Source organism: Paraconexibacter algicola, from assembly GCF_003044185.1.
Classification (GTDB): domain Bacteria; phylum Actinomycetota; class Thermoleophilia; order Solirubrobacterales; family Solirubrobacteraceae; genus Paraconexibacter; species Paraconexibacter algicola.
This window is the reverse complement of the sequence record NZ_PYYB01000001.1, coordinates 2,203,892-2,221,826: the sequence shown is the minus strand read 5'-3', so window position 1 is coordinate 2,221,826 and position 17,935 is coordinate 2,203,892. Positions and strand designations below refer to the sequence as shown.

Sequence of the window (17,935 nt, the reverse complement as noted above, 5' to 3'; positions counted from 1 at the left end):
AGCGGGCTACCTGCCCCACTGCTCCTTGAACATCGCCTCGTAGTCGAAGTCCGCCGGGGCGAAGAACCCGTCGGTGACCTGGGCGGCGTTGTCCTTGGTGACGAGGGCCACGGGCAGCTCGGTGGACTCCCACGGCTGCTTGCCGGCCTTGATCCGCGCGACCTGGTCCATGGCGCCCCAGGAGGCGTACGGGAACGGGGCGGCGGTCGTGGCGGCGGCGACGCCGCTGCCGTCGGCGATGAGCTTCACGAAGTCCGGCGACGCGTCGTAGCCGGTGAGCTTGAAGTCGTCGCGGCCCTGCTGCTGCGCGGCCTTGGCGAACGGGATCGACGCGGGGTCGTACGGTCCGGCGACGAAGTCGAGCTGGCCTGCCGGGTTGCTCGCGAGCATGCCGGTGAACGTCGGGGCACCGGCCTTCTGCAGGTCGGAGGTCGGGAAGTCCGCGTTCTCCACCTCGCAGTCGGGGCAGAGCCGGGCGAGCTCCTCGGTCATGTTCTTGCGGCGCGCGGCGACGATCGGGAACGACTTGTCGTCGTACGCGACGATCTTCGCCTTGCCGCCCTCGGCGTTGGCCGCCATCCAGGCCCCGATGGCCTTGCCCTCGGAGATCCCCCCGGAGGTCACGTCGGTGACGGTGCCCGCGAAGGCGGGGTTGACGCACATCACGCACGAGATCGGGATGTCGGCGGCCGCCGCCGCGTCGACCGCGGCCTTGATCGACTGGGCGTCGATCGAGACGAGCACGATCGCGTCGTACTTCTCCTGGACGGCCTGCTGGACGAAGCCCGCCTGCTTGGCCGGGGTGAACTCGCCGTCGAAGATCGGTGACGGCGTCCAGCCCATCGCCTTGGCGGCGGCCTGGACGTCCTTGGCGCCCTGCAGGCAGTTGATGCCGGCGTTGCCGCAGCTGATGACCGCGACCTTCCCGGTCCCCGGGTCGAACGGCTCGTCGGGCTGCGGGAACTCGACGCCGGTGAGCTTCGTGTACTTCGCGACCTCGGCGGCGGCGTCGCCTCCGGCGGTGTCGGGCGACGCGGCCTGCGTCGTCGTGTCGCCGGACGACGCCGGCGTGCTGCTGCTGTCGTCGTCGTCGCCGCACCCGGCGGCGAAGACCAGTGCGGCGAGCGCAGCGCCAAGCGCTGCTCGCCCACGGAACGTGGAACCCATCTGAAACCTCTCCTGACTCGACACCGCCGCTGACCGACCGGCCGCGGCCTTGTTCGAGACCGACGCTAGGCGGTCTACTGACCGCCTGTTCAGGAGCCGTCAGGCAGGCTTGTGGACATTTCTAAGGCCGCCCGAAACCTCGCTGTACGCAGGGACTTCCTGCGGCTGGAGGCGCGCGGCGAGGAGCCGCGCGGACCAGCTGTCGGGGTCGGCCACGAGCTGCGTCCAGGGGCCGGCGGCCGGACGCAGGTCGCCCTCCACCAGGCCTTCGGGAAGGACCAGCGCGAGCTCGCTCGCGCCGCCGTCCAGGGCGGCGGTGACGGTGCGCGTGACGACCCCGGAGGACTCCGGGCCCTCCCAGTCGACGTCGATCAGGACGCGCTCGGACACCGGGTCGGTCGGACCGCCCATGGTCGTGTAGCCGTCGGGAACCTCGGCGGAGATCGGCAGGGCACGACGCTCGTCGCACCACGCCAGGAGCCGCGCGACGCGCGGGCCCGGCTGCGCCGGCACGAGGCGCACGTCGCCCGCGGCGATGATCCCGGCGACGCCGTCGACCGCCACGAGCTCGCCCTCGCGGATCGTACGGCCGTCGAAGTGCGCGACGGCCGCCGCGGGATCCACGTCGAGCTGCTTCACGCCGCAGACGGCGGGGCGGCCGATGCCGCGCGCGACGACCGCGGCGTGGCTCGTGCGGCCGCCGACCGCGGTGACGATCGCGACCGAGCTGATCATGCCCGCGATGTCCTCGGGTGAGGTCTCGGGCCGGATCAGCACGACCTTCTGGCCCGCGTCGGCGAGCTCGGTCGCGCGGGCGGTGTCGAACACCGCGATCCCCACGGCCGCCCCCGGGGAGGAGGGCGTCCCCTCACCGAGGACGTCGAGCTGCTGCTCGCGCGCGAACACCGGGGCCTGGAGCTGCGTCATCGCGGCGACGGGGACGCGGTCGATCGCGTCCTCCATGGCGATGAGGCCCTCGTCGACGAGGTCGACCGCGATGCGCACGGCGGCGGCCCCCGAGCGCTGACCGGCCCGCGCCTGCAGGATCCACAGGGTGCCGCGCTCGACCGTGAACTCGACGTCGCACATGTCGCGGTACGCGGCCTCCAGGCGCGGGAGCGCGGCCTCGAGGTCGGCGTACACGGCGGGCATCTCGATCCGCAGCGTGTCGAGCGGCTCGGTGTCGTGGCCTCCGGCGACGACGTCCTCCCCCTGTGCGCGGGCGAGGTAGTCCCCGTAGGCCTGCGGGGACCCGGTCGCGGGGTCGCGCGTGAACACGACGCCGGTCCCGGACTCCTGGGGGTAGGTCCCGAACACCATCGCCTGCACGGTGACCGCGGTGCCGAGGTCGTCGGGGATCCCCGCGTAGCGGCGGTAGCGCTGCGCGCGCCGGCTGTCCCAGGACCGCCAGACCGCCTGGATCGCCTCGGACAGCTGCTCGCAGGCGCGCTGCGGGAACGGGCGTCCGCTGTGCTGCGCGATCGCCTCCTGCAGGCGCGCGCACGCGTCGCGCGGGGCGAGGTCCTTCGGGGCGGCCGCGGCGACGAGCTCGCCGTCGATGCCGCGCACGACGGTCGCGAAGGTCTCCAGCAGGCGGCGGAAGAGCGTGTAGGCGAACGTCTCGTCCTCGGTGGCGGCGGCGAGGCCGGCGGCGGTCTCGTCGCTGAGGCCGAGGTTGAGGATGGTGTCCATCATGCCGGGCATCGACACCGGCGCCCCGGAGCGCACGGAGACCAGCAGGGGGTCCTGCGGGTCCTCGAAGCGCCGGCCCAGATCGGACTCCAGCCAGCTCACGCATTCGGCGAGCTCGGAGGCGATCTGGGCGGGGATGCCGTCGGCGTCCGCCTCCCGGCGCGCGCGCCAGCCGTCGGTGGAGATCGTGAACCCGGGTGGCGTCGGCAGGCCGAGCGCGCGCATGCGCACGAGGCTCGCGCCCTTGCCGCCGAGGAGCGCGGGGTTCTCGACGGGCGACTCGAAGGTGTGGATGAACCGGCGCACGGTGTGGGTTCCCGCTCTGGACATGAGCGCATCGTCGCGGCTGCGTCCCGGGTGGTCGCCTCGTACCCATCGGACCGTTGGCGATACCTCCAAGGACGCGCACGCGCCGTCTGCGGCACGTCCGTCTGCGGCGCGCAGGATCGCAGAGTGTGCGCGTCCGCGTGGGGAAACGTCACCGCGGCCTGTGTCGTGTCGGTGGCGGCCGGCTGGAACATCACGGCGGTCGGCGCGGTCGCCGACCCGCTGGCCGCGCACTACGACGCGTCGCTGTCGGCCATCGGCCTGCTGGGGTCCGCCCTGTGGTCGACGCATGCGCTGCTGCAGGCGCCCGCGGGCGCGCTCGTGGACCGGGTCGGGGCACGACCGGTGGCCGCGGGAGCGGCCGGGCTGCTGCTGGCGGGCAACCTCGCGGCGCTCCTCGTCGAGGGCGTGGCGGCGGTCGCGCTGCTGCGCCTGCTCACCGGTGCCGGGTGCGGGGCGACGATGGTCTGCGCGTCGCTGCGCGTCCGCGCTGCGGGCGCGCGCGGGCAGGGCGCGGTCGGAGGCGCGGTGAGCGCGGGCGGCGCGCTCGCGGTGGCGACGGGACCGGCGCTCGTCGACGTGGTCGGGTGGCGCGCCCCGTACGTGGGCGGGGTCGTGCTCGCGGTGCTCGCCCTCGTCGCGGCGCTGACCGATCGACGTGCGGGTCCGCGCCCGGTCGGGGGTCGCGGCCGGGCGGCTGCGGGGATCGGGCCGGGGCGGCGGGCGCTGCTGCCGCTCGGGGCGGTGCTCGGGATCACGATCGTCCTGAGCTTCTCGCTGGGGAACTGGATCGCGACGATCCTCGACCGTGTCGGGGCGTTCGGACCGGTCGCGGCCGGGGTCGCGGGGGCCACGGTCCTCGCGGGATCGGTCCTCACGCGGCCGCTCGGCGGCGTCCTCGTGACGGGACGGCCGCGCGGGTTCGCGCGCGGGCTGGTCCTCGGCGCGCTGGTGGCGGCGGCTTCCGGTGCCGCGCTGCTCTCGGTCGCGTCCTCCCCGGAGCTGCTCGTCGTGGCGATGGTCACGCTGGGCCTGGCCGCCGGGCTGCCGTTCGCGGCGGTGGTGGACGCGGCGGCTCGTCGCTCGCCCGCGACGCCCGGGGCGGCGGTCGGGTTCGTCGGGACGACGGGCACGCTCGGCGGTCTCGTGGCGATCGCCGCGCTGGGGCCGGCCGTCGAAGCGGGCGCGGTGCGCGAGGTGTTCGCGGCCCTCACCGTCCTGACGCTCGGCGTCGCCGTGCTGTTCGCGCACACCTCGCGGACCACGGCGCGGTGATCACCGTCTGCCCGCCGCGGCGCCCGCCCTGGGATCGCGCCGCGCCGCCCGTGCGCGCCCGCCGTACTGGGTGATCAGCGGACCACATACGGGCCCCGGCTCACCCAGAGCGCCTCGGGCAGCGCGGCAGACGCCGCGGCGCGACCCGCCGCCCCGGAGGAACCACATGTGCCGCCCGCCCGCCGAACTGGGTGACCGCAGGACCACATACGGGCCGCAGATCACCCAGAACCCGCACCGGCGGCCGACCCGCCGGCGGGGTCAGAGCTCGAGGACGACCTTGCCGACCGCCGCGCGGTCCTGCAGGACCCGCAGCGCGTCGGGGGCGCCCTCCAGCGGGAAGCGCGGGCCGACCACCGGCCGCACGACGCCGCCGGTGATCAGCGGCAGCAGCGCGGCGTGGACGGCCTGCGGCATCGACGGGTCCACCCGCGTGTACGGCCCCCACGCGGCGCCGACGATCTCGGTGTTCGTCAGGAGCAGGCGGTTCACGCGCACCTCGGGGATCGGGCCGCCGGTGAACCCCACGACGATCACGCGCCCGTCGACGGCCAGGCAGCGCAGGCCGTCGACGAAGCGGTCGCCGCCTACCACGTCGAAAACGACGTCGACCCCGCGCCCCGCGGTCCGGGCGCGTACGGCGCGCGCCCAGCCCTCGCGGACCAGCACGACCTCGTGCGCGCCGGCGGCGAGCGCGGCGTCCGCCTTGTCGGTGCTGCTGACGAGCCCGATGACCCGCGCCCCGAGGCCGACGCCGACCTGGACGGCCGCGGTCCCCAGGCCGCCGCCCGCGCCCTGGACCAGCAGCGTCTCCCCCGAGGCGAGCCGCCCGCGCAGCCGCAGCGCGAAGTAGGCGGTCTGGTAGTTCATGACCAGTGCCGCGCCCTGCGCGTCGTCGAGCTGCGGCGGCAGCGGGAAGGTCATCGTCGGGTCGGCCGCGACCTGGGTCGCCCAGCCGCCGAAGAAGGTCGCGGCGACCACGCGGTCCCCGACCGCGAAGCGCCCGCCCTCCGGCGCGCGCGCGACGGTCCCCGCGACCTCCACGCCCGGGATGAACGGGAGCGCCGGGCGCTCCTGGTAGCGGCCGGTGCAGTAGAGGAGCTCGGGGAAGGAGACGCCGGCGGCCGTCACGTCGACGAGGATGCGCGTGCCCTGCTCGTCGTCGGGCGTCGGCAGGTCCTCCTCGAGACGCAGGCCCTCGGGGCCGTCGAGCGCGACGCAGCGCTGCGCCCTCATCGGCCGCTCACCCGACCAGGACCTTCAGCGACGTGTCGCGGTCCAGCTGGGCGAGGAACGCCTCGGGCGTGCGCTCCAGCGGGAACGTGTGCGAGATGAAGAGCTCCGGGTCGACGTCCCCGTCCTGCAGGGCCTGCAGGACCATCGGGAACTCGTCCTTGTAGGCGAACGAGCCGCGCACGTGCAGCTCCTTCTCGACGATCCGGTCGGGCACGAGCTCGATCCGCGCCCCGTACATCGCCGCGAGCACCAGGGTGCCCCCGTGCCGCACGGACTTCAGCGCGTCCTTGAAGCCCGCGGCGACGCCGGCCGCGTCGATCACGACGTCCACGCGCGCCCCGAGGCCCATGCCGCCCGGCCCGGTGAGCGCGCGCATCTCCTGCGTGACGTCCTGGGCGAGCGGGTCGACGACGATGTCCACGCCGAGCCTGCGCGCCGCCTCGCGGCGCAGCGGCGAGGGGTCGGACAGGACGATCGTGCCGGCGCCGCGCAGCCGCAGGAACCGGGCAACGCCGAGGCCGATCATGCCGCCGCCGAGCACGAGGACCGTGTCGTCCGGGCCGGCGTCGGCGAGCCGGACGGCGCGCAGCGACACGGCGAGCGGCTCGACGAGCGCCCCCGCCCGGTCGCTGACCGAGTCGGGCAGCAGGAAGACCGTGTCGCCGAGCGCCGCCCGCGGCACGAGGACCCGCTCCGCGAATCCGCCCGGGGTGCCGTAGCCGATGTTGTCCTGGGCTCCGGACTCGCACAGGTGCACGTCACCCGCGCGACAGCGGTCGCAGTTCAGGCACGGGGTCAGGGGACGGACCGTGACGCGGTCCCCGACGGCGACGCCGGCGACGCCCGGGGCCTCGAGCACCACGCCCGAGAGCTCGTGGCCGAGCACCTGTCCGGGGACGGCGGCGAAGCCCTGCTTGTAGCTGTGGAGGTCCGAGCCGCAGATGCCGCAGGTGCTGACCTCGAGCACGAGCTGGCCGTCGGCGGCGACGGGGTCGGGGCGCTCGACGACCGCGAGCTCGTGGGGGGCACGCCATTCGACTGCTTGCATGCCCCCATCAGAGCGGGGTGGTGCCGCGCGCGGGGACGGCCGGCCGACGCGCGTTGTCGAAGCCTCCAGTGCTCGCGCGGGGACCGCTCCTCCCGGCGCGACGGTCGCGGCAGCATGCGCGTCATGACCACCGCGCAAGCCACGATCCAGGCCGTCGTCTTCGACTGGGACGGCACCCTCATGGACTCCAAGGCCGCCCTGCTGGCCAGCTACCACGAGGCGACCACGAAGGTCCTCGGCGAGCCGTTCCCGGTGGAGCCCGCGGACATCGAGCAGATCGTCCAGCTGCGCGCCTTGGAGTCGTTCACGATCATCGCCAGGGGCGACCAGGAGGTCTACGACCGCGTCGCGGAGGCGTTCCACGACGCGTACCGGCGCAACGCGCAGACCACGCAGCCGTTCCCGGGGACGATGGAGATGCTGCGGGCGCTCAAGGACGCGGGCGTGAAGATCGGGATCGCGACGTCCAAGGCGCGGGCCCGGATGGACCTGGAGGGCGTGCGCACCGGGATCAACGACCTGGTCGACTTCTCGGTCACCGGGGACGACGTCCAGGACGCGAAGCCCGCGCCCGAGGCGGTCGCCCGGGCGATCGCGGGGCTCGGCGTGGAGCCGGGTCGCACGCTCTACGTCGGGGACGGGCCCAACGACGTGATCGCCGGGAAGGGCGCGAGCGCCATCACCGTGGGCGTGTCGTTCGGCTTCCACCCCGCGGAGATGCGCGAGGAGCACCCCGACCACGTCGTCGACACCCCGGGCGAGATCGTGGCGCTGGCCCGCCCGTAGGCGCGTACGGTGCACGGATGACCGTGCGCCGGATCGTGCCGAACCTCGCCGGGGACCCGTCCGCGGCGAGCGAGCTGTTCGTCGACGTGCTCGGCCTCGACGTCGCGATGGACCACGGCTGGATCGTCACCTACGCCGCCGGGACGGTGACCGAGGCCCGCCCCCAGGTGAGCGTCATCCGCGAGGACGCCACCGCGCCGGTGATCCCGGTGCTGTCGGTCGAGGTCGACGACGTGGACGGCTGCCACGCCCGCGCCGTCGAGCGCGGCTACCAGATCGTCCACCCGCTGACCGACGAGCCGTGGGGCGTGCGGCGGTTCTTCGTCCGCTCGAAGGGCGGCGCGGTCGTGAACGTGTTGCAGCATCGCTGAGGATGTGCGACCGTGGTCGTGGGCCTGCGGCCCGCTCCATGCGCAGCTGACCTCGCCATCACCCTGACCTCGCCGCCCCACCCGGGTGGCCGACGTGATGGCTCGTCCCGTCCGCTGCCGCATCCTCCGGAGGTCCGGTTTGTCGTTCCTGCTCGACGCCCACGGCGTCACCGTCTCGTACGGCGAGCGCGTGCTGCTGCACGACGTCTCGCTCTCCCTGTCGCGCGGCGATCGCGTCGCGCTGGTCGGCCCGAACGGCTCGGGCAAGTCGACGCTGCTGCGCGAGCTCGACACCCGGTGCCCGCAGGCCGGGCTGCTGCCGCAGACGATCGAGGACGCCCCCTCGGTCCGGGCGCTGCTGCTCGCGCGCAGCGGGGTCGCGGCGGCGGCCGCCCGGCTCGACGGCCTCGACGCGCGGCTGGCCGCGGGCGACCTGTCGGTCGTCGACGCGCACGCCGCGGCGCTCGAGTCCTGGATGGCGGTCGGGGCGGCGGACGTCGACGCGCGGATCCCGGTCGCGATGGAGCGGGTCGGCCTGCCCGCCTCGCTGCTCGATCGGCCGATCGCGTCGCTGTCCGGTGGGCAGGCCGCCCGCGCGGGGCTCGCGGCGCTGGCGCTGACGCGTCAGGAGGTCCTGCTGCTGGACGAGCCGACGAACCACCTCGACGCCGACGGCCTGGAGCTGCTGCGGGCGCTGGTGCTGGAGCACCGCGGTGCGTCGGTGATCGTCTCGCACGACCGAGCGTTCCTCGCCGCCCTCACCACCCGCGTGCTCGAGCTCGACCGCGGCGAGGCGACCGTCTGGGACGGCGGCTGGGCGGTCTTCGAGCGCGAGCGCGCCCGCGCCCGGGCGCGGGCGGTCGAGGAGCACGCGACCGCGGTCGCCGAGCGCGACCGGCTGCGCGCCGTCGAGGTCCGCCGCCGCGAGGCCGCGCGCGCCGGGGCGGTCCGGGCCCGCAACAGCGCTGCGACGAACCCGGACCGGTCGCTGCGCCACCTGTTCTCCGAGAGCGCCGAGAACGGGATGGGCGCCTTCGGCCGGCGCTCGCAGCAGGTCGAGGTGCCCGAGAAGCCGTGGGAGGAGTCCGCCACCCGGCTGCTGCTCGACGCCGCCGACGGCGGGACGGGCGTCGCCCTGGTCGGCGCGGTGCTGCAGGTCGGCGACGTCGTGCTCGGCCCGGTCGACCTCGACGTGCCCCCGGGGCGGCGCGTGCTGCTGACCGGACCGAACGGCGCGGGGAAGACGACGGTGCTGCGCGCCCTGACGGGGGAGCTTGCGCCCGTCCGCGGTCGGCGGACCGGCGGACGGGTCGCGGCGCTCGGGCAGGAGCGCGGGGCGCTGGACCCGTCCGCGGCGACGCTCGTCGGGGAGCTGCGCCGGGTGAGCGGCCTGGACGAGCAGGCCGCCCGGGCCGCGCTCGCCGCGGTCCGCCTGGGGCCGGCGGCGGCCGTGCGCCCGGTCGCCACCCTGTCGCCGGGCGAGCGGACGCGGGCGGAGCTGGCGCTGCTCGCCCATGCGGGCGCGGCATGCCTGGTGCTCGACGAGCCGACGAACCACCTGGATGTCGAGGCGCTCGAGGTGCTGGAGCTCGCGCTGCGTGGCTGGCGCGGCGGGCTGGTCGTCGCCACGCACGACGCGCGGTTCCGGGACGCCCTGGCGCTGGACGTCGTCGAGGACGTCGGCCGCTGGCGCCGGTGAGCGGTGTCCGGCGGGCGACGGCTCGTCGGACGCCGCGCCGGTGCTCAGCCCGTGATGTCGACCACGATGCGGCTGCCGCCGGTGTCGCCGCGCTGGACGCGCGAGACGCCCTCGACGACGTCGGCGAGCGGGATGACGTCGCCGACCACGCGCGGGAGGACGAGCGAGCCGCTGGCCATCGCCTCGACCATCTCGCGCACGTCGGAGGGCTCGTTGCCGTAGGAGCCGACCATCTCGCGCTCGCGCAGGACGAACGTCATCAGCCGTCCGGCGATCGCGCGGGCGTCGGAGAGCCCGACGATCACGGCGCGGCCGCGGTCGTCCAGCGAGCGCACCGCGCCCTCGACGGAGTCCTCGCGCCCGACGAACTCCAGGGCGACGTCGACGCCGCCGAGCTCGGCGATGCGCTTCAGCGCGACGTCCGGGTGCAGGGCCTCGTCGGCGCCGGTCTCCAGCGCCCAGTCCTGTGCCTCGGGTCGCGGGTCGACGGCGATGACCGACGACGCGCCCAGCCACTTGGAGAGCCCGACGGCGCTGAGGCCCAGGCCGCCGGCGCCCCAGACGGCGACGCGCGACCCGGACGTCACCCCGCCGCGGTTGGCGACCGCGTGGTAGGCGGTCGCGACGGAGTCCGTCGCGACCGCGGCGAGCTCGTCGCTCAAGGTGTCGGGGAGCGGCACGAGGTTGCGGACCGGGACGACGGTGAGGTCCGCCCAGCAGCCCTCGACGTCGGCGCCGATGCACAGGCGCTCCTTGCACATGCACGACCAGCCGTTGCGGCAGCGGTCGCACGCCATGCAGGTCACGAGCGGCATGATCGCCACGCGCGTCCCGATCGCCGGCCCGTCGGTGTCGGGGCCGAGCGCCTCGACCCGTCCGGCGGGCTCGTGCCCGAGCACGATCGGCGTGTAGGCGGTCTTCGCGGTGCCGTCGAGCACGAAGTGCACGTCGGACCCGCAGATCCCGACCTTCGAGAGCGAGATCAGCGCCTCGCCCGGTCCGGGCTCGGGCTCGGGCCAGTCGTCGCGCACCGACAGGCCGGACGGGGTGAGGACGGCGGCGCGCACGTCAGGCGCCCGCCGTCGCGGGGACCGGCGCGAACGCGAACGTCGCGGCGGGGTTGGCCACGAGCATCTGCTGGATGTGCTCCTCGGCGATGCCCTCCTGACGCATCCACGGCACGAACCGCCACAGCAGGTACGTGAAGCCGGGACCGCCACCGTAGGAGGTGAAGTACGACCGCCGCGCGATGTCGGAGCCGAGCACGACCCGGTCGGCGAAGCCCTCCTCGCACAGCCGCGCGAGGAACTCGATGCGGTGCAGGTCGAGCTCGTAGCGGTCCTTGGAGATGCAGTCGTAGCCGATCCGGAAGCCCGCCTGCACGACCGCGAGGTGGTCCTCCCAGACGAGCCGCCGGTCCTGGTGGCCGATGACGACGTGCGCGGGGTCGGCGCCCGCGTCGAGGAAGATCCGCACCTGCTCCAGCGGCACCGTGCCGGCCGTAGTGTGCGTGGTGATCGGGGCGCCGGTCTCCCGCTGCACGCGAGCGGCGAGGCGGAGCATGCGCTCCTCGTCGGGGTGGACGGCCTCGCGGCCGGTCCCGACCTTGATGACGCCGGCGCGCACGTCGGGCGCCTCCGGGAATCCGTGCAGCAGGTCGCGGGTCATCTCCGCGTGGAGGTCCTCGTCGGAGATCGCTCCGACGTCGACGACGCCACGCCAGTAGCCCTCCATGATGTGCCCGGTCGCCGCGACGACGTGGACGCCGGCCTGCCGGGAGATCTCCGCGAGCTTCGCCGCGTCGCGCCCGTACTCCGGGCAGGACACCTCGAGCATCGCGTTCCCGCCCGACTGCTTGAACAGGCGGAGCTCCTCGACCGCCTTCTCGACGCTGTCCAGCCGGAGGTCCTCGAGGCCCTCCGGGCTGGACGCGAGGTGCGGGCCCGCCTCGCAGATCAGGTGCTCGTGGGCGTTGGTGACGCCGAGCTGCTCGGGGGGGATGTCCCCGAGCACGGTGCGCACGAAGCTCATTCCGACCCCTCCCCCGCCCGGGTGCGGCCGAGCGTCAGGAGGAAGTCCTCGTGGCACTCGAACCAGACCGTGTGGTAGCTGTCGACGAGCGGCGAGACGAAGAACCGCTGGTCGTCCTCGAGCTTCTCGAGCGCGGCGCCGAGCCGGGCGCCGTAGCGCCCGTACCGCTCGGCCGCCGCGCCGGCGCGTTCCAGCACCGGCGCGGCCCGGCCGTGCAGCGTCTCGATGCGGTCGATGAGCTCGAACCGCGCGGCGTCGTCGGTGGCGTGCTGCCACTTCGCCGAGACCGTCTTGACCTGGGCGTTGACGGCGAGGAAGCCCTCGTAGTGCTCGGCGATCGCGGCGAGCTCCGCGTCGTCGTGCGCGGCGGCGAGCTGCGCTCCGTGGTGGATGCGGCCCTCCTCGGTGAGCACCCAGCCCGGGCGCTTGCGCGAGGGGCGTCGCAGCACCAGCTCGTCCCCCTCGAGCGTCGCGAGCTCGCGCTCGACCTCGCCCAGGGACAGGCCGGTCGCGTCGACGATCGCGGCCTCGGACGCGATGCCCTTGACCCGCACGGCGTGCAGCACCGCGTTCACGACACCACCCCCATCGGCGTGACGGGTCCGGCCGCGGAGACCTCCGACCACGGCCGCTCCCCCGCCTCGCGGCGGATCTCGTCGAGGTCCGCGCGGACGAGCGAGGAGCCGCGCCCGGCGAGCAGCCGGGAGCGCTCCTGGGCGTAGCGGTACATCGCGTCGACCTCCGGGTCGTCGTGGCGCCACTTCACCGACGCCTCGTCGAGGTGCCGCCAGGGCGCGGTGTGCAGCGGGGAGGAGAACGCGCGCGCCGCGGCGTTCAGCTCGTCCTCGGTCAGGCGCCCCGACGACACGGTCAGGGCCCCCGTCTTGGGCGGCAGGGACCACGATCCGGTCGAGTCCGACAGCCCGCCCGGGTTGACGCGCAGCGAGTAGTCGTGATCGCGCAGGACGTCCCCGGGGACGAACTCCCCGGAGCGCCCGGGCGCCGGCAGGTCGCCGACGCGGCCGCCGCGGCGCCAGACGCCGTAGGTGATCGGGTGCAGGTAGTACTCGCTCTGCCCGCCGCGCAGACCGGACAGCGTCGCGAACTTGTCGACGTACGCGTCGTAGGAGTACTCCTCGTTGTAGATCTCCCAGAGGCGGCGCGTGCGGTCGTCGACGTAGTCCCACTCGGTGTGGTCGTAGACGCCGGCGATCATCGTCAGGTCGACGGGGGCACGCAGGTACGTCGCGATCCCCGCCTCGACCATCTGCTGGTTGTCCATCGACGCGAACTTCGAGTACAGCTCGCGGGTCGCCCGGTTCACCGCGAGCGTCAGCTCGTCGAACGTGTCGACGAGCTCCTTGCGGGAGCCCATCCCGACCGGGACGTACCGGTCGGTCAGCACGTCGGACGTGTAGAGGCCGACGCCGATGACCTTGTCCTGGTAGGCCTCGGGCGTCGTGTACGCGGTGCCCCAGTCGGTGATCTCGATCCCGACGCCGTCGGTGATGAGCACCATCGACAGGTTCGCGAACGGCAGGTCGGTGCCGACCCCGTCCATCCAGGAGAGCCCGCACTCCGTCATGTTGAGGAAGTCGCGGACGTGCATCAGGCGCTGCCCGCCGAGCTGGTAGGGGCCCGACGACGCGAGCCCCGAGCGGCTCTCGCAGTGGATCAGGAAGTTGTACTGCGTGGCGGCGGCGGCGAACCGCTGCGACGCGGTCTTCAGCGCGGCGTCGGCCTCGAAGGCGTCGGCCTCGAAGACCTGCAGCTGGCGCTCCTCGTGGATCTGGGCGATGTCGCCCGCGTCGAGCATCCAGTGGTTGCCCGAGGCCCGGTTGTAGGTCCGGGTCACGCGCTGGTGGAAGTCGACCATGAACCAGAGGTCCTCGAGGTTGTCCTCGGGACGCAGCAGCCCGTTGCGGATCAGCATCGCGCGGCCGTTGAGGTAGTAGGCCAGCGACGACCACGAGTGGATGCGCGAGAAGTTCGTCGACACCTCGCGGACGCGGTGGCCGAGGTCCTCGGGGGACATGACCGCCGCGACCTTGCGCAGCAGGTCCGGCCAGCGGTAGTAGGAGTCGATCATGACCATGTCCAGGTAGGGCAGGATCGGGAACAGCTTCGACTCCTGCGCGGTCCGCGTCAGGCAGTTGTGGACGAGCACGTTGTCGGACTTCTGGATCGTGCTGTTGACGAGGATCAGCTGCTCCTCGGTGAGCCGGAAGGAGGACATCAGGCGGTCACCTCCCCGCGGGCACCGAGCTCCGAGACGTCGCTCCACGCCCGCTCCCCGGCGTCGCGACGCAGCCGGTCGATGTCGGCGCGGCGCAGCGCCGAGCCCTGCCCGGCGAGCAGCCGCGAGTGCTCCTGGTTGTAGCGGTACAAGGCCTGGACCTCCTCCTCCTGCCAGTGGAACTTGACCGTGCGCTCGTCGATCGACCGCCACGGCTCCTCGAACAGCGGCGAGGCGTACTCCCGGGCGGCCGCGTTCATCTCGTCCTCGCTGAGCTTGCCGCGGACGAACGAGTACTTCGTGGACTTCGCGGGCAGCGACGAGGTGCCGACGGCGTCGGCGAGCCCGCCCGCGTTGACGCGCAGCGAGTAGTCGTGGTCGCGCAGGACGTGCTGCGGGACCAGCGACGCGTTGCGTCCGGGGGTCGGCAGCGGGCCGACCGCGCCGCCGCGTCGCCAGACGCCGTAGGCGACGGGGTGCAGGTAGTAGTCGGTGTCCGCCGCGTTCTCGCCGAGCAGCGCGGCGAAGTTGTCGACGTACGCGTCGAGCGCGTACTCCTCGGTGAACACGGGCCAGAACCGGCGGGTGCGCTCGTCGATGAACTCCCAGTCCCGCTGGCGGTAGGTGCCCGCGAGGTGCGGGCCGACCGTCGCGGCCTGGAAGTACGTGTAGATGCCGGCCTCGACCATCTGGTCGTTCGTCATCTCCGCGAAGCGCGAGTAGAGCTTGCGGGTCGCGACCTTCAGCTCCTCGGTCAGCTGGTTGAGCGTGTCCGTCAGGTCCTTGGCGTTGTCCATCCCGACCGGCACGTAGCGGTCGCAGAGGAAGTCGGAGGTGTAGAGCCCCACCCCGATGATCTGGTCCTGGTGGGCCTCGGGGGAGGTGTAGGCGGTGCCGAAGTCCGAGACCTCGATGCCGACCCCGTCGGTGATGAGCACGAGCGTCAGCTGGTTGTGCGTGACGCCGTCGGCGACGCCGTCGAGCCAGCTGAAGTCGCACTCGCCGAGCTTCGTGAAGTCGCGCGTGTGCATCAGGCGCCGGTCGCCCAGGCCGTACGGGCCGGAGGCCTGCAGGCCGACGCGGCTCTCGCAGTGGACGAGGAACGAGTACTGCGTCCCGGCGGCGGTGAACTTCGCCGCCGCGGCGCGCAGCGCGTCGTCCGCCTCGAACGCGTCGGCCTCGAAGACCTGCAGCTGGCGCTCCTCGTGGGACTGGGCGATGTCGCCGGAGTCCAGCGCCCAGACCTGCCCGGAGGCGCGGTGGTAGGAGCGCATGAAGCGGTGGTGGAAGTCCACCATGAACCACAGGTCCTCGAGGTTGTCCTCGGGGCGCAGCATCCCGGCGCGGATCAGGTTCGTGCGGCCGTTGAGGTAGAAGTTCAGCGTGCCCCAGGAGGTGACCTGGGTGGCGCCGCAGACGACCTCCCGGGCGCGCGCGCCCATGTCCTCCGGCGAGATGATCTGCGACGCCTCTCGCAGCAGGTCCGGGAACCGGTAGTAGGCGTCGTAGAAGCACATCATCAGGTACGGCATGATCGGGAACAGCTTCGATTCCTGGGCCGTGCGGGTGAGGCAGTTGTGGATGAGCACGTCGTCCGTGCGCTGCAGCTGCGCGTTGAGCAGCAGCAGCTGCTGCTCGTCCAGGCGGAAGTCCGACATCACGCCTCCCCGTCGAGGAGGACGACCTCGGCGCGCGGCTTGATCGCGTCACCGAAGTACGCGTCCACGTTCTGCGCCTCGACCGAGTACGTCACGCGCACGCGCTCCCCGGTGCGCAGTGGCCGACGCGTGCGCGAGCCCATCAGCACGGGGACCCCGAACTCGCGGGAGATGATCGCGAGGTGCGAGCGCACCGTTCCCGCCAGGCAGACGACGCCGTCGAACTCCTCGAGGATCGGGGCGGTCATCGTGCCGCCCGCGTCGTCGATCACGCCGATCGTGCCCTCCGGGACGCCCTCGCGCATGAGCCGGTCGACCTCGCCGACCTCGCGCACCACCAGGACGGTGCCCTCGACGTCGTCGTGCTGGAAGACGTTGTCGCCGTCCGCGACGACGCCCTCCGGCCAGTCGGTGCGCGGCTCGAGCTCCTGCGCCTCGGAGCGCAGCACGTAGAGGTCCGGGCGCTCCTTCAGCGCGATCTCGCAGCCGGCGAAGAGCTTGCGTCCCTCGATCATCTGGAACTGCTCGAAGACCTCCTCGGCGATCCGCCTGCCGTCCTCCTCGGACAGCAGCTCCAGCGTGCGCGGGCCGGTGAAGTCCTTCCAGGGCGCGTCGGGGCCCGCGGCCTCGAGGTTGCGCCGCACGGTCGCGAAGAGCGCCTCGCGGGTGAGCCGGGACAGCGTGCTCGACTCGGGCAGCTTCCACTTCGGGTCGGCCATCGGGTTCGTCATGGGGTTCCTCTCTCTCCTGGTTCCTGCCTGGTCAGCGTGCGGCGGCGATCCGGTCGGCGGCCCAGGGCCGCAACTCCCGCTTGAGCACCTTGCCGGTCGGGTTGCGCGGTAGCGGGTCGGCGTGCAGCAGCACGGCCCGCGGGCGCTTGTAGGACGCGAGCTGACCGGCGCAGTGCTCGCGGATGCTCTCGGGGTCGAGGTCGTCTCCCACGACCACGGCCACCGCCGTCTCCCCCCAGCGGTCGTCGGGCACCCCGACCACCGCCGCCTCCCGGATCCCGGGGATCCGGTAGAGGACCTCCTCGATCTCCTTCGGGTACACGTTCAGCCCACCCGAGATGATCATGTCCTTCTTGCGGCCGGTGATCGTGAGGAAGCCGTCGTCGTCGACGACGCCGAGATCACCGGTGTGCAGCCAGCCGTCCGCGAAGGCCGCGGCGGTCTCCTCGGGACGGCCCGCGTACTCGCGCATCGTCGCCAGCGAGCGCAGCAGGATCTCGCCCTCGCCGCGCCGCGCGATCGTGCCGTCGGGGCGCTGCACCGCGAGGTCGGTGACCGACAGCGGCCGCCCGGCCGACCCGGCGTGCGTGATCGCCTCGTCGGCCCGGAGCATCGTCGCCATGGTGGGGAACTCCGACAGCCCATAGCCCTGGACGATGCTGCAGGCCGGCAGCTCGGCGGCCAGCCGCTCGATGACCGCGCGGGGGACGGGCTCGGAGCCCGACACGAGCCAGCGCAGCCGGGTCCGGCGCAGGCGCTCCAGCAGCGCGGGCTCCTCCAGGAAGCGCCGCAGCAGGGCGGGGACGAAGAACGTGTGGGTGATGTCCTCCCGCTCGATCGTGGCGACGAGGTTCTCCGGCGAGGTCGCGCCCGTCGACATGATCACCGAGCGGCCCCCGAGCATCACCAGCGCGAGCGTCAGGTTGTGGAAGCCGGCCGCCCACGACAGCGACGGGACGACGAGGTAGCGGGTCGTCGCGTCGAGGCCGAGGTCGTGGATCTGGTGGTAGCTGTTCCAGAGGATCCCGTCGTGCGTGTGCGCGGCCGCCTTGGGCAGGCCGGTGGTGCCCGAGGAGTAGTAGAGCGACGCGAGGTCGTCGAGGGCCGGGCCGACGACGTCGCCCCCGGGCAGCGGCGTCTGGAGCAGCGTCTCGTACGCGACGGTCCGGCCGGGATGGGACACGGCCATGTCGCCGACGGTGACGACCAGCTCGGGCAGCCCGGCGAGCGCCGCGACGGCGTCGGCACCGCGCGCGTCGGCGATCAGGCAGCGCGCGCCGGAGTCGCGGCAGACGTGGTCGATCTCCTGCGGCTGCAGCAGCACGTTGACCGGCACGCAGACCGCCCCGAGCGCGGCGAGGCCGAAGAACACCTCCGTCCACGGGTGGCCGTTGGTGAGGAAGACCGCGACCCGGTCCCCCGGGGCGACACCCGCCGACCGCAGGCCCTCGGCGAGGCGCAGGCTGCGGTCGCGGACCTCGCGGAAGCTGCGTGCCTCCCCCTCGTGGACGAAGGCGACCTGCTCGCCGGCGTGCGACTGCGCGGTGCGCTCCAGCACGCCGAAGACGTTCCGACTCAGACCCATGCCGACAAGCCTGCTGTGCGCGCCCGGCCCGCGGCGCGCGTGCCGCGCGTGGCCTTGTGCACTTCTCCAGCGCCGGCGCGCACCGACGGACGG

At 73.6% G+C, this 17,935-nt stretch carries 15 protein-coding genes; 4 read left to right on the top strand and 11 right to left on the bottom strand.

The features are described from left to right. Positions 1–6: 6 nt before the first annotated feature. Positions 7–1,167: a sugar ABC transporter substrate-binding protein gene (locus C7Y72_RS10455; protein WP_107568680.1), complete on the bottom strand. Its 1,161-nt coding sequence runs from the start codon at positions 1,165–1,167 to the stop codon at positions 7–9. 99 nt (positions 1,168–1,266) lie between these two features. Further along, on the bottom strand, positions 1,267–3,189 hold the full coding sequence (locus C7Y72_RS10450; RefSeq protein ID WP_107568679.1) for a pyruvate, phosphate dikinase: 1,923 nt from the start codon (positions 3,187–3,189) through the stop codon (positions 1,267–1,269). 123 nt (positions 3,190–3,312) lie between these two features. Between C7Y72_RS10450 and C7Y72_RS10445 the strand changes: the two genes are divergently transcribed. Next, positions 3,313–4,461, top strand: a complete 1,149-nt coding sequence (locus C7Y72_RS10445; RefSeq protein WP_158276788.1) for an MFS transporter — start codon at positions 3,313–3,315, stop codon at positions 4,459–4,461. A gap of 261 nt (positions 4,462–4,722) precedes the next feature. Here C7Y72_RS10445 and C7Y72_RS10440 read toward each other — a convergent pair whose 3' ends face one another. Continuing rightward, complete coding sequence (locus C7Y72_RS10440; RefSeq protein ID WP_107568678.1) at positions 4,723–5,697, bottom strand: NADPH:quinone oxidoreductase family protein; 975 nt, start codon at positions 5,695–5,697, stop codon at positions 4,723–4,725. 7 nt (positions 5,698–5,704) lie between these two features. Then, a complete protein-coding gene (locus C7Y72_RS10435; protein WP_107568677.1) occupies positions 5,705–6,745 on the bottom strand; it encodes a zinc-dependent alcohol dehydrogenase in 1,041 nt (346 codons plus the stop codon). Positions 6,746–6,868: 123 nt separating this feature from the next. Here C7Y72_RS10435 and C7Y72_RS10430 point away from each other — a divergent pair, with 123 nt between their 5' ends. From C7Y72_RS10430 to C7Y72_RS10420, 3 genes are all read left to right on the top strand, one after another. Next, a complete protein-coding gene (locus C7Y72_RS10430; RefSeq protein ID WP_158276787.1) occupies positions 6,869–7,531 on the top strand; it encodes an HAD family hydrolase in 663 nt (220 codons plus the stop codon). A gap of 17 nt (positions 7,532–7,548) precedes the next feature. Next, complete coding sequence (locus C7Y72_RS10425; protein WP_107568675.1) at positions 7,549–7,902, top strand: VOC family protein; 354 nt, start codon at positions 7,549–7,551, stop codon at positions 7,900–7,902. 139 nt (positions 7,903–8,041) lie between these two features. Then, positions 8,042–9,601: an ATP-binding cassette domain-containing protein gene (locus C7Y72_RS10420; protein ID WP_158276786.1), complete on the top strand. Its 1,560-nt coding sequence runs from the start codon at positions 8,042–8,044 to the stop codon at positions 9,599–9,601. Positions 9,602–9,645: 44 nt separating this feature from the next. Here the strand turns inward: C7Y72_RS10420 and C7Y72_RS10415 are convergent, their stop codons facing one another. From C7Y72_RS10415 to C7Y72_RS10385, 7 genes are read right to left on the bottom strand one after another with little or no spacing between them, the layout of a single operon-like run. Continuing rightward, entirely contained in the window at positions 9,646–10,668 is a 1,023-nt protein-coding gene (locus C7Y72_RS10415) for a zinc-dependent alcohol dehydrogenase (protein ID WP_107568673.1), read from the bottom strand. A gap of 1 nt (position 10,669) precedes the next feature. Further along, positions 10,670–11,632: a phosphotriesterase family protein gene (locus C7Y72_RS10410; protein WP_107568672.1), complete on the bottom strand. Its 963-nt coding sequence runs from the start codon at positions 11,630–11,632 to the stop codon at positions 10,670–10,672. Then, complete coding sequence (locus C7Y72_RS10405) at positions 11,629–12,207, bottom strand: hypothetical protein (RefSeq protein WP_107568671.1); 579 nt, start codon at positions 12,205–12,207, stop codon at positions 11,629–11,631. The genes C7Y72_RS10410 and C7Y72_RS10405 overlap by 4 nt, the downstream gene beginning before the upstream one ends. Further along, entirely contained in the window at positions 12,204–13,868 is a 1,665-nt protein-coding gene (locus tag C7Y72_RS10400; RefSeq protein ID WP_107568670.1) for a hypothetical protein, read from the bottom strand. Before C7Y72_RS10400 ends, C7Y72_RS10405 begins: the two co-directional genes overlap by 4 nt. Continuing rightward, positions 13,868–15,526, bottom strand: a complete 1,659-nt coding sequence (locus tag C7Y72_RS10395) for a hypothetical protein (RefSeq protein WP_107568669.1) — start codon at positions 15,524–15,526, stop codon at positions 13,868–13,870. Before C7Y72_RS10395 ends, C7Y72_RS10400 begins: the two co-directional genes overlap by 1 nt. Further along, positions 15,526–16,257: a PEP-utilizing enzyme gene (locus C7Y72_RS10390; protein ID WP_199223911.1), complete on the bottom strand. Its 732-nt coding sequence runs from the start codon at positions 16,255–16,257 to the stop codon at positions 15,526–15,528. The genes C7Y72_RS10395 and C7Y72_RS10390 overlap by 1 nt, the downstream gene beginning before the upstream one ends. Positions 16,258–16,288: 31 nt before the next feature. Further along, positions 16,289–17,842 carry a class I adenylate-forming enzyme family protein gene (locus C7Y72_RS10385; RefSeq protein WP_107568668.1) on the bottom strand — a complete coding sequence of 518 codons (1,554 nt, stop codon included), beginning with the start codon at positions 17,840–17,842 and terminating at the stop codon, positions 16,289–16,291. Positions 17,843–17,935: the final 93 nt, after the last annotated feature.

What these genes read in the sequence shown, in the direction of transcription:
- C7Y72_RS10430 (WP_158276787.1), top strand. Translation starts at nt 6,869, where the DNA reads ATGACCACCGCGCAAGCCACGATCCAGGCCGTCGTCTTCGACTGGGAC.
- C7Y72_RS10450 (WP_107568679.1), bottom strand. Translation starts at nt 3,189, where the DNA reads ATGTCCAGAGCGGGAACCCACACCGTGCGCCGGTTCATCCACACCTTC.
- C7Y72_RS10440 (WP_107568678.1), bottom strand. Translation starts at nt 5,697, where the DNA reads ATGAGGGCGCAGCGCTGCGTCGCGCTCGACGGCCCCGAGGGCCTGCGT.
- C7Y72_RS10400 (WP_107568670.1), bottom strand. Translation starts at nt 13,868, where the DNA reads ATGTCCTCCTTCCGGCTCACCGAGGAGCAGCTGATCCTCGTCAACAGC.
- C7Y72_RS10425 (WP_107568675.1), top strand. Translation starts at nt 7,549, where the DNA reads ATGACCGTGCGCCGGATCGTGCCGAACCTCGCCGGGGACCCGTCCGCG.
- C7Y72_RS10455 (WP_107568680.1), bottom strand. Translation starts at nt 1,167, where the DNA reads ATGGGTTCCACGTTCCGTGGGCGAGCAGCGCTTGGCGCTGCGCTCGCC.
- C7Y72_RS10410 (WP_107568672.1), bottom strand. Translation starts at nt 11,632, where the DNA reads ATGAGCTTCGTGCGCACCGTGCTCGGGGACATCCCCCCCGAGCAGCTC.
- C7Y72_RS10385 (WP_107568668.1), bottom strand. Translation starts at nt 17,842, where the DNA reads ATGGGTCTGAGTCGGAACGTCTTCGGCGTGCTGGAGCGCACCGCGCAG.
- C7Y72_RS10435 (WP_107568677.1), bottom strand. Translation starts at nt 6,745, where the DNA reads ATGCAAGCAGTCGAATGGCGTGCCCCCCACGAGCTCGCGGTCGTCGAG.
- C7Y72_RS10390 (WP_199223911.1), bottom strand. Translation starts at nt 16,257, where the DNA reads ATGACGAACCCGATGGCCGACCCGAAGTGGAAGCTGCCCGAGTCGAGC.
- C7Y72_RS10395 (WP_107568669.1), bottom strand. Translation starts at nt 15,526, where the DNA reads ATGTCGGACTTCCGCCTGGACGAGCAGCAGCTGCTGCTGCTCAACGCG.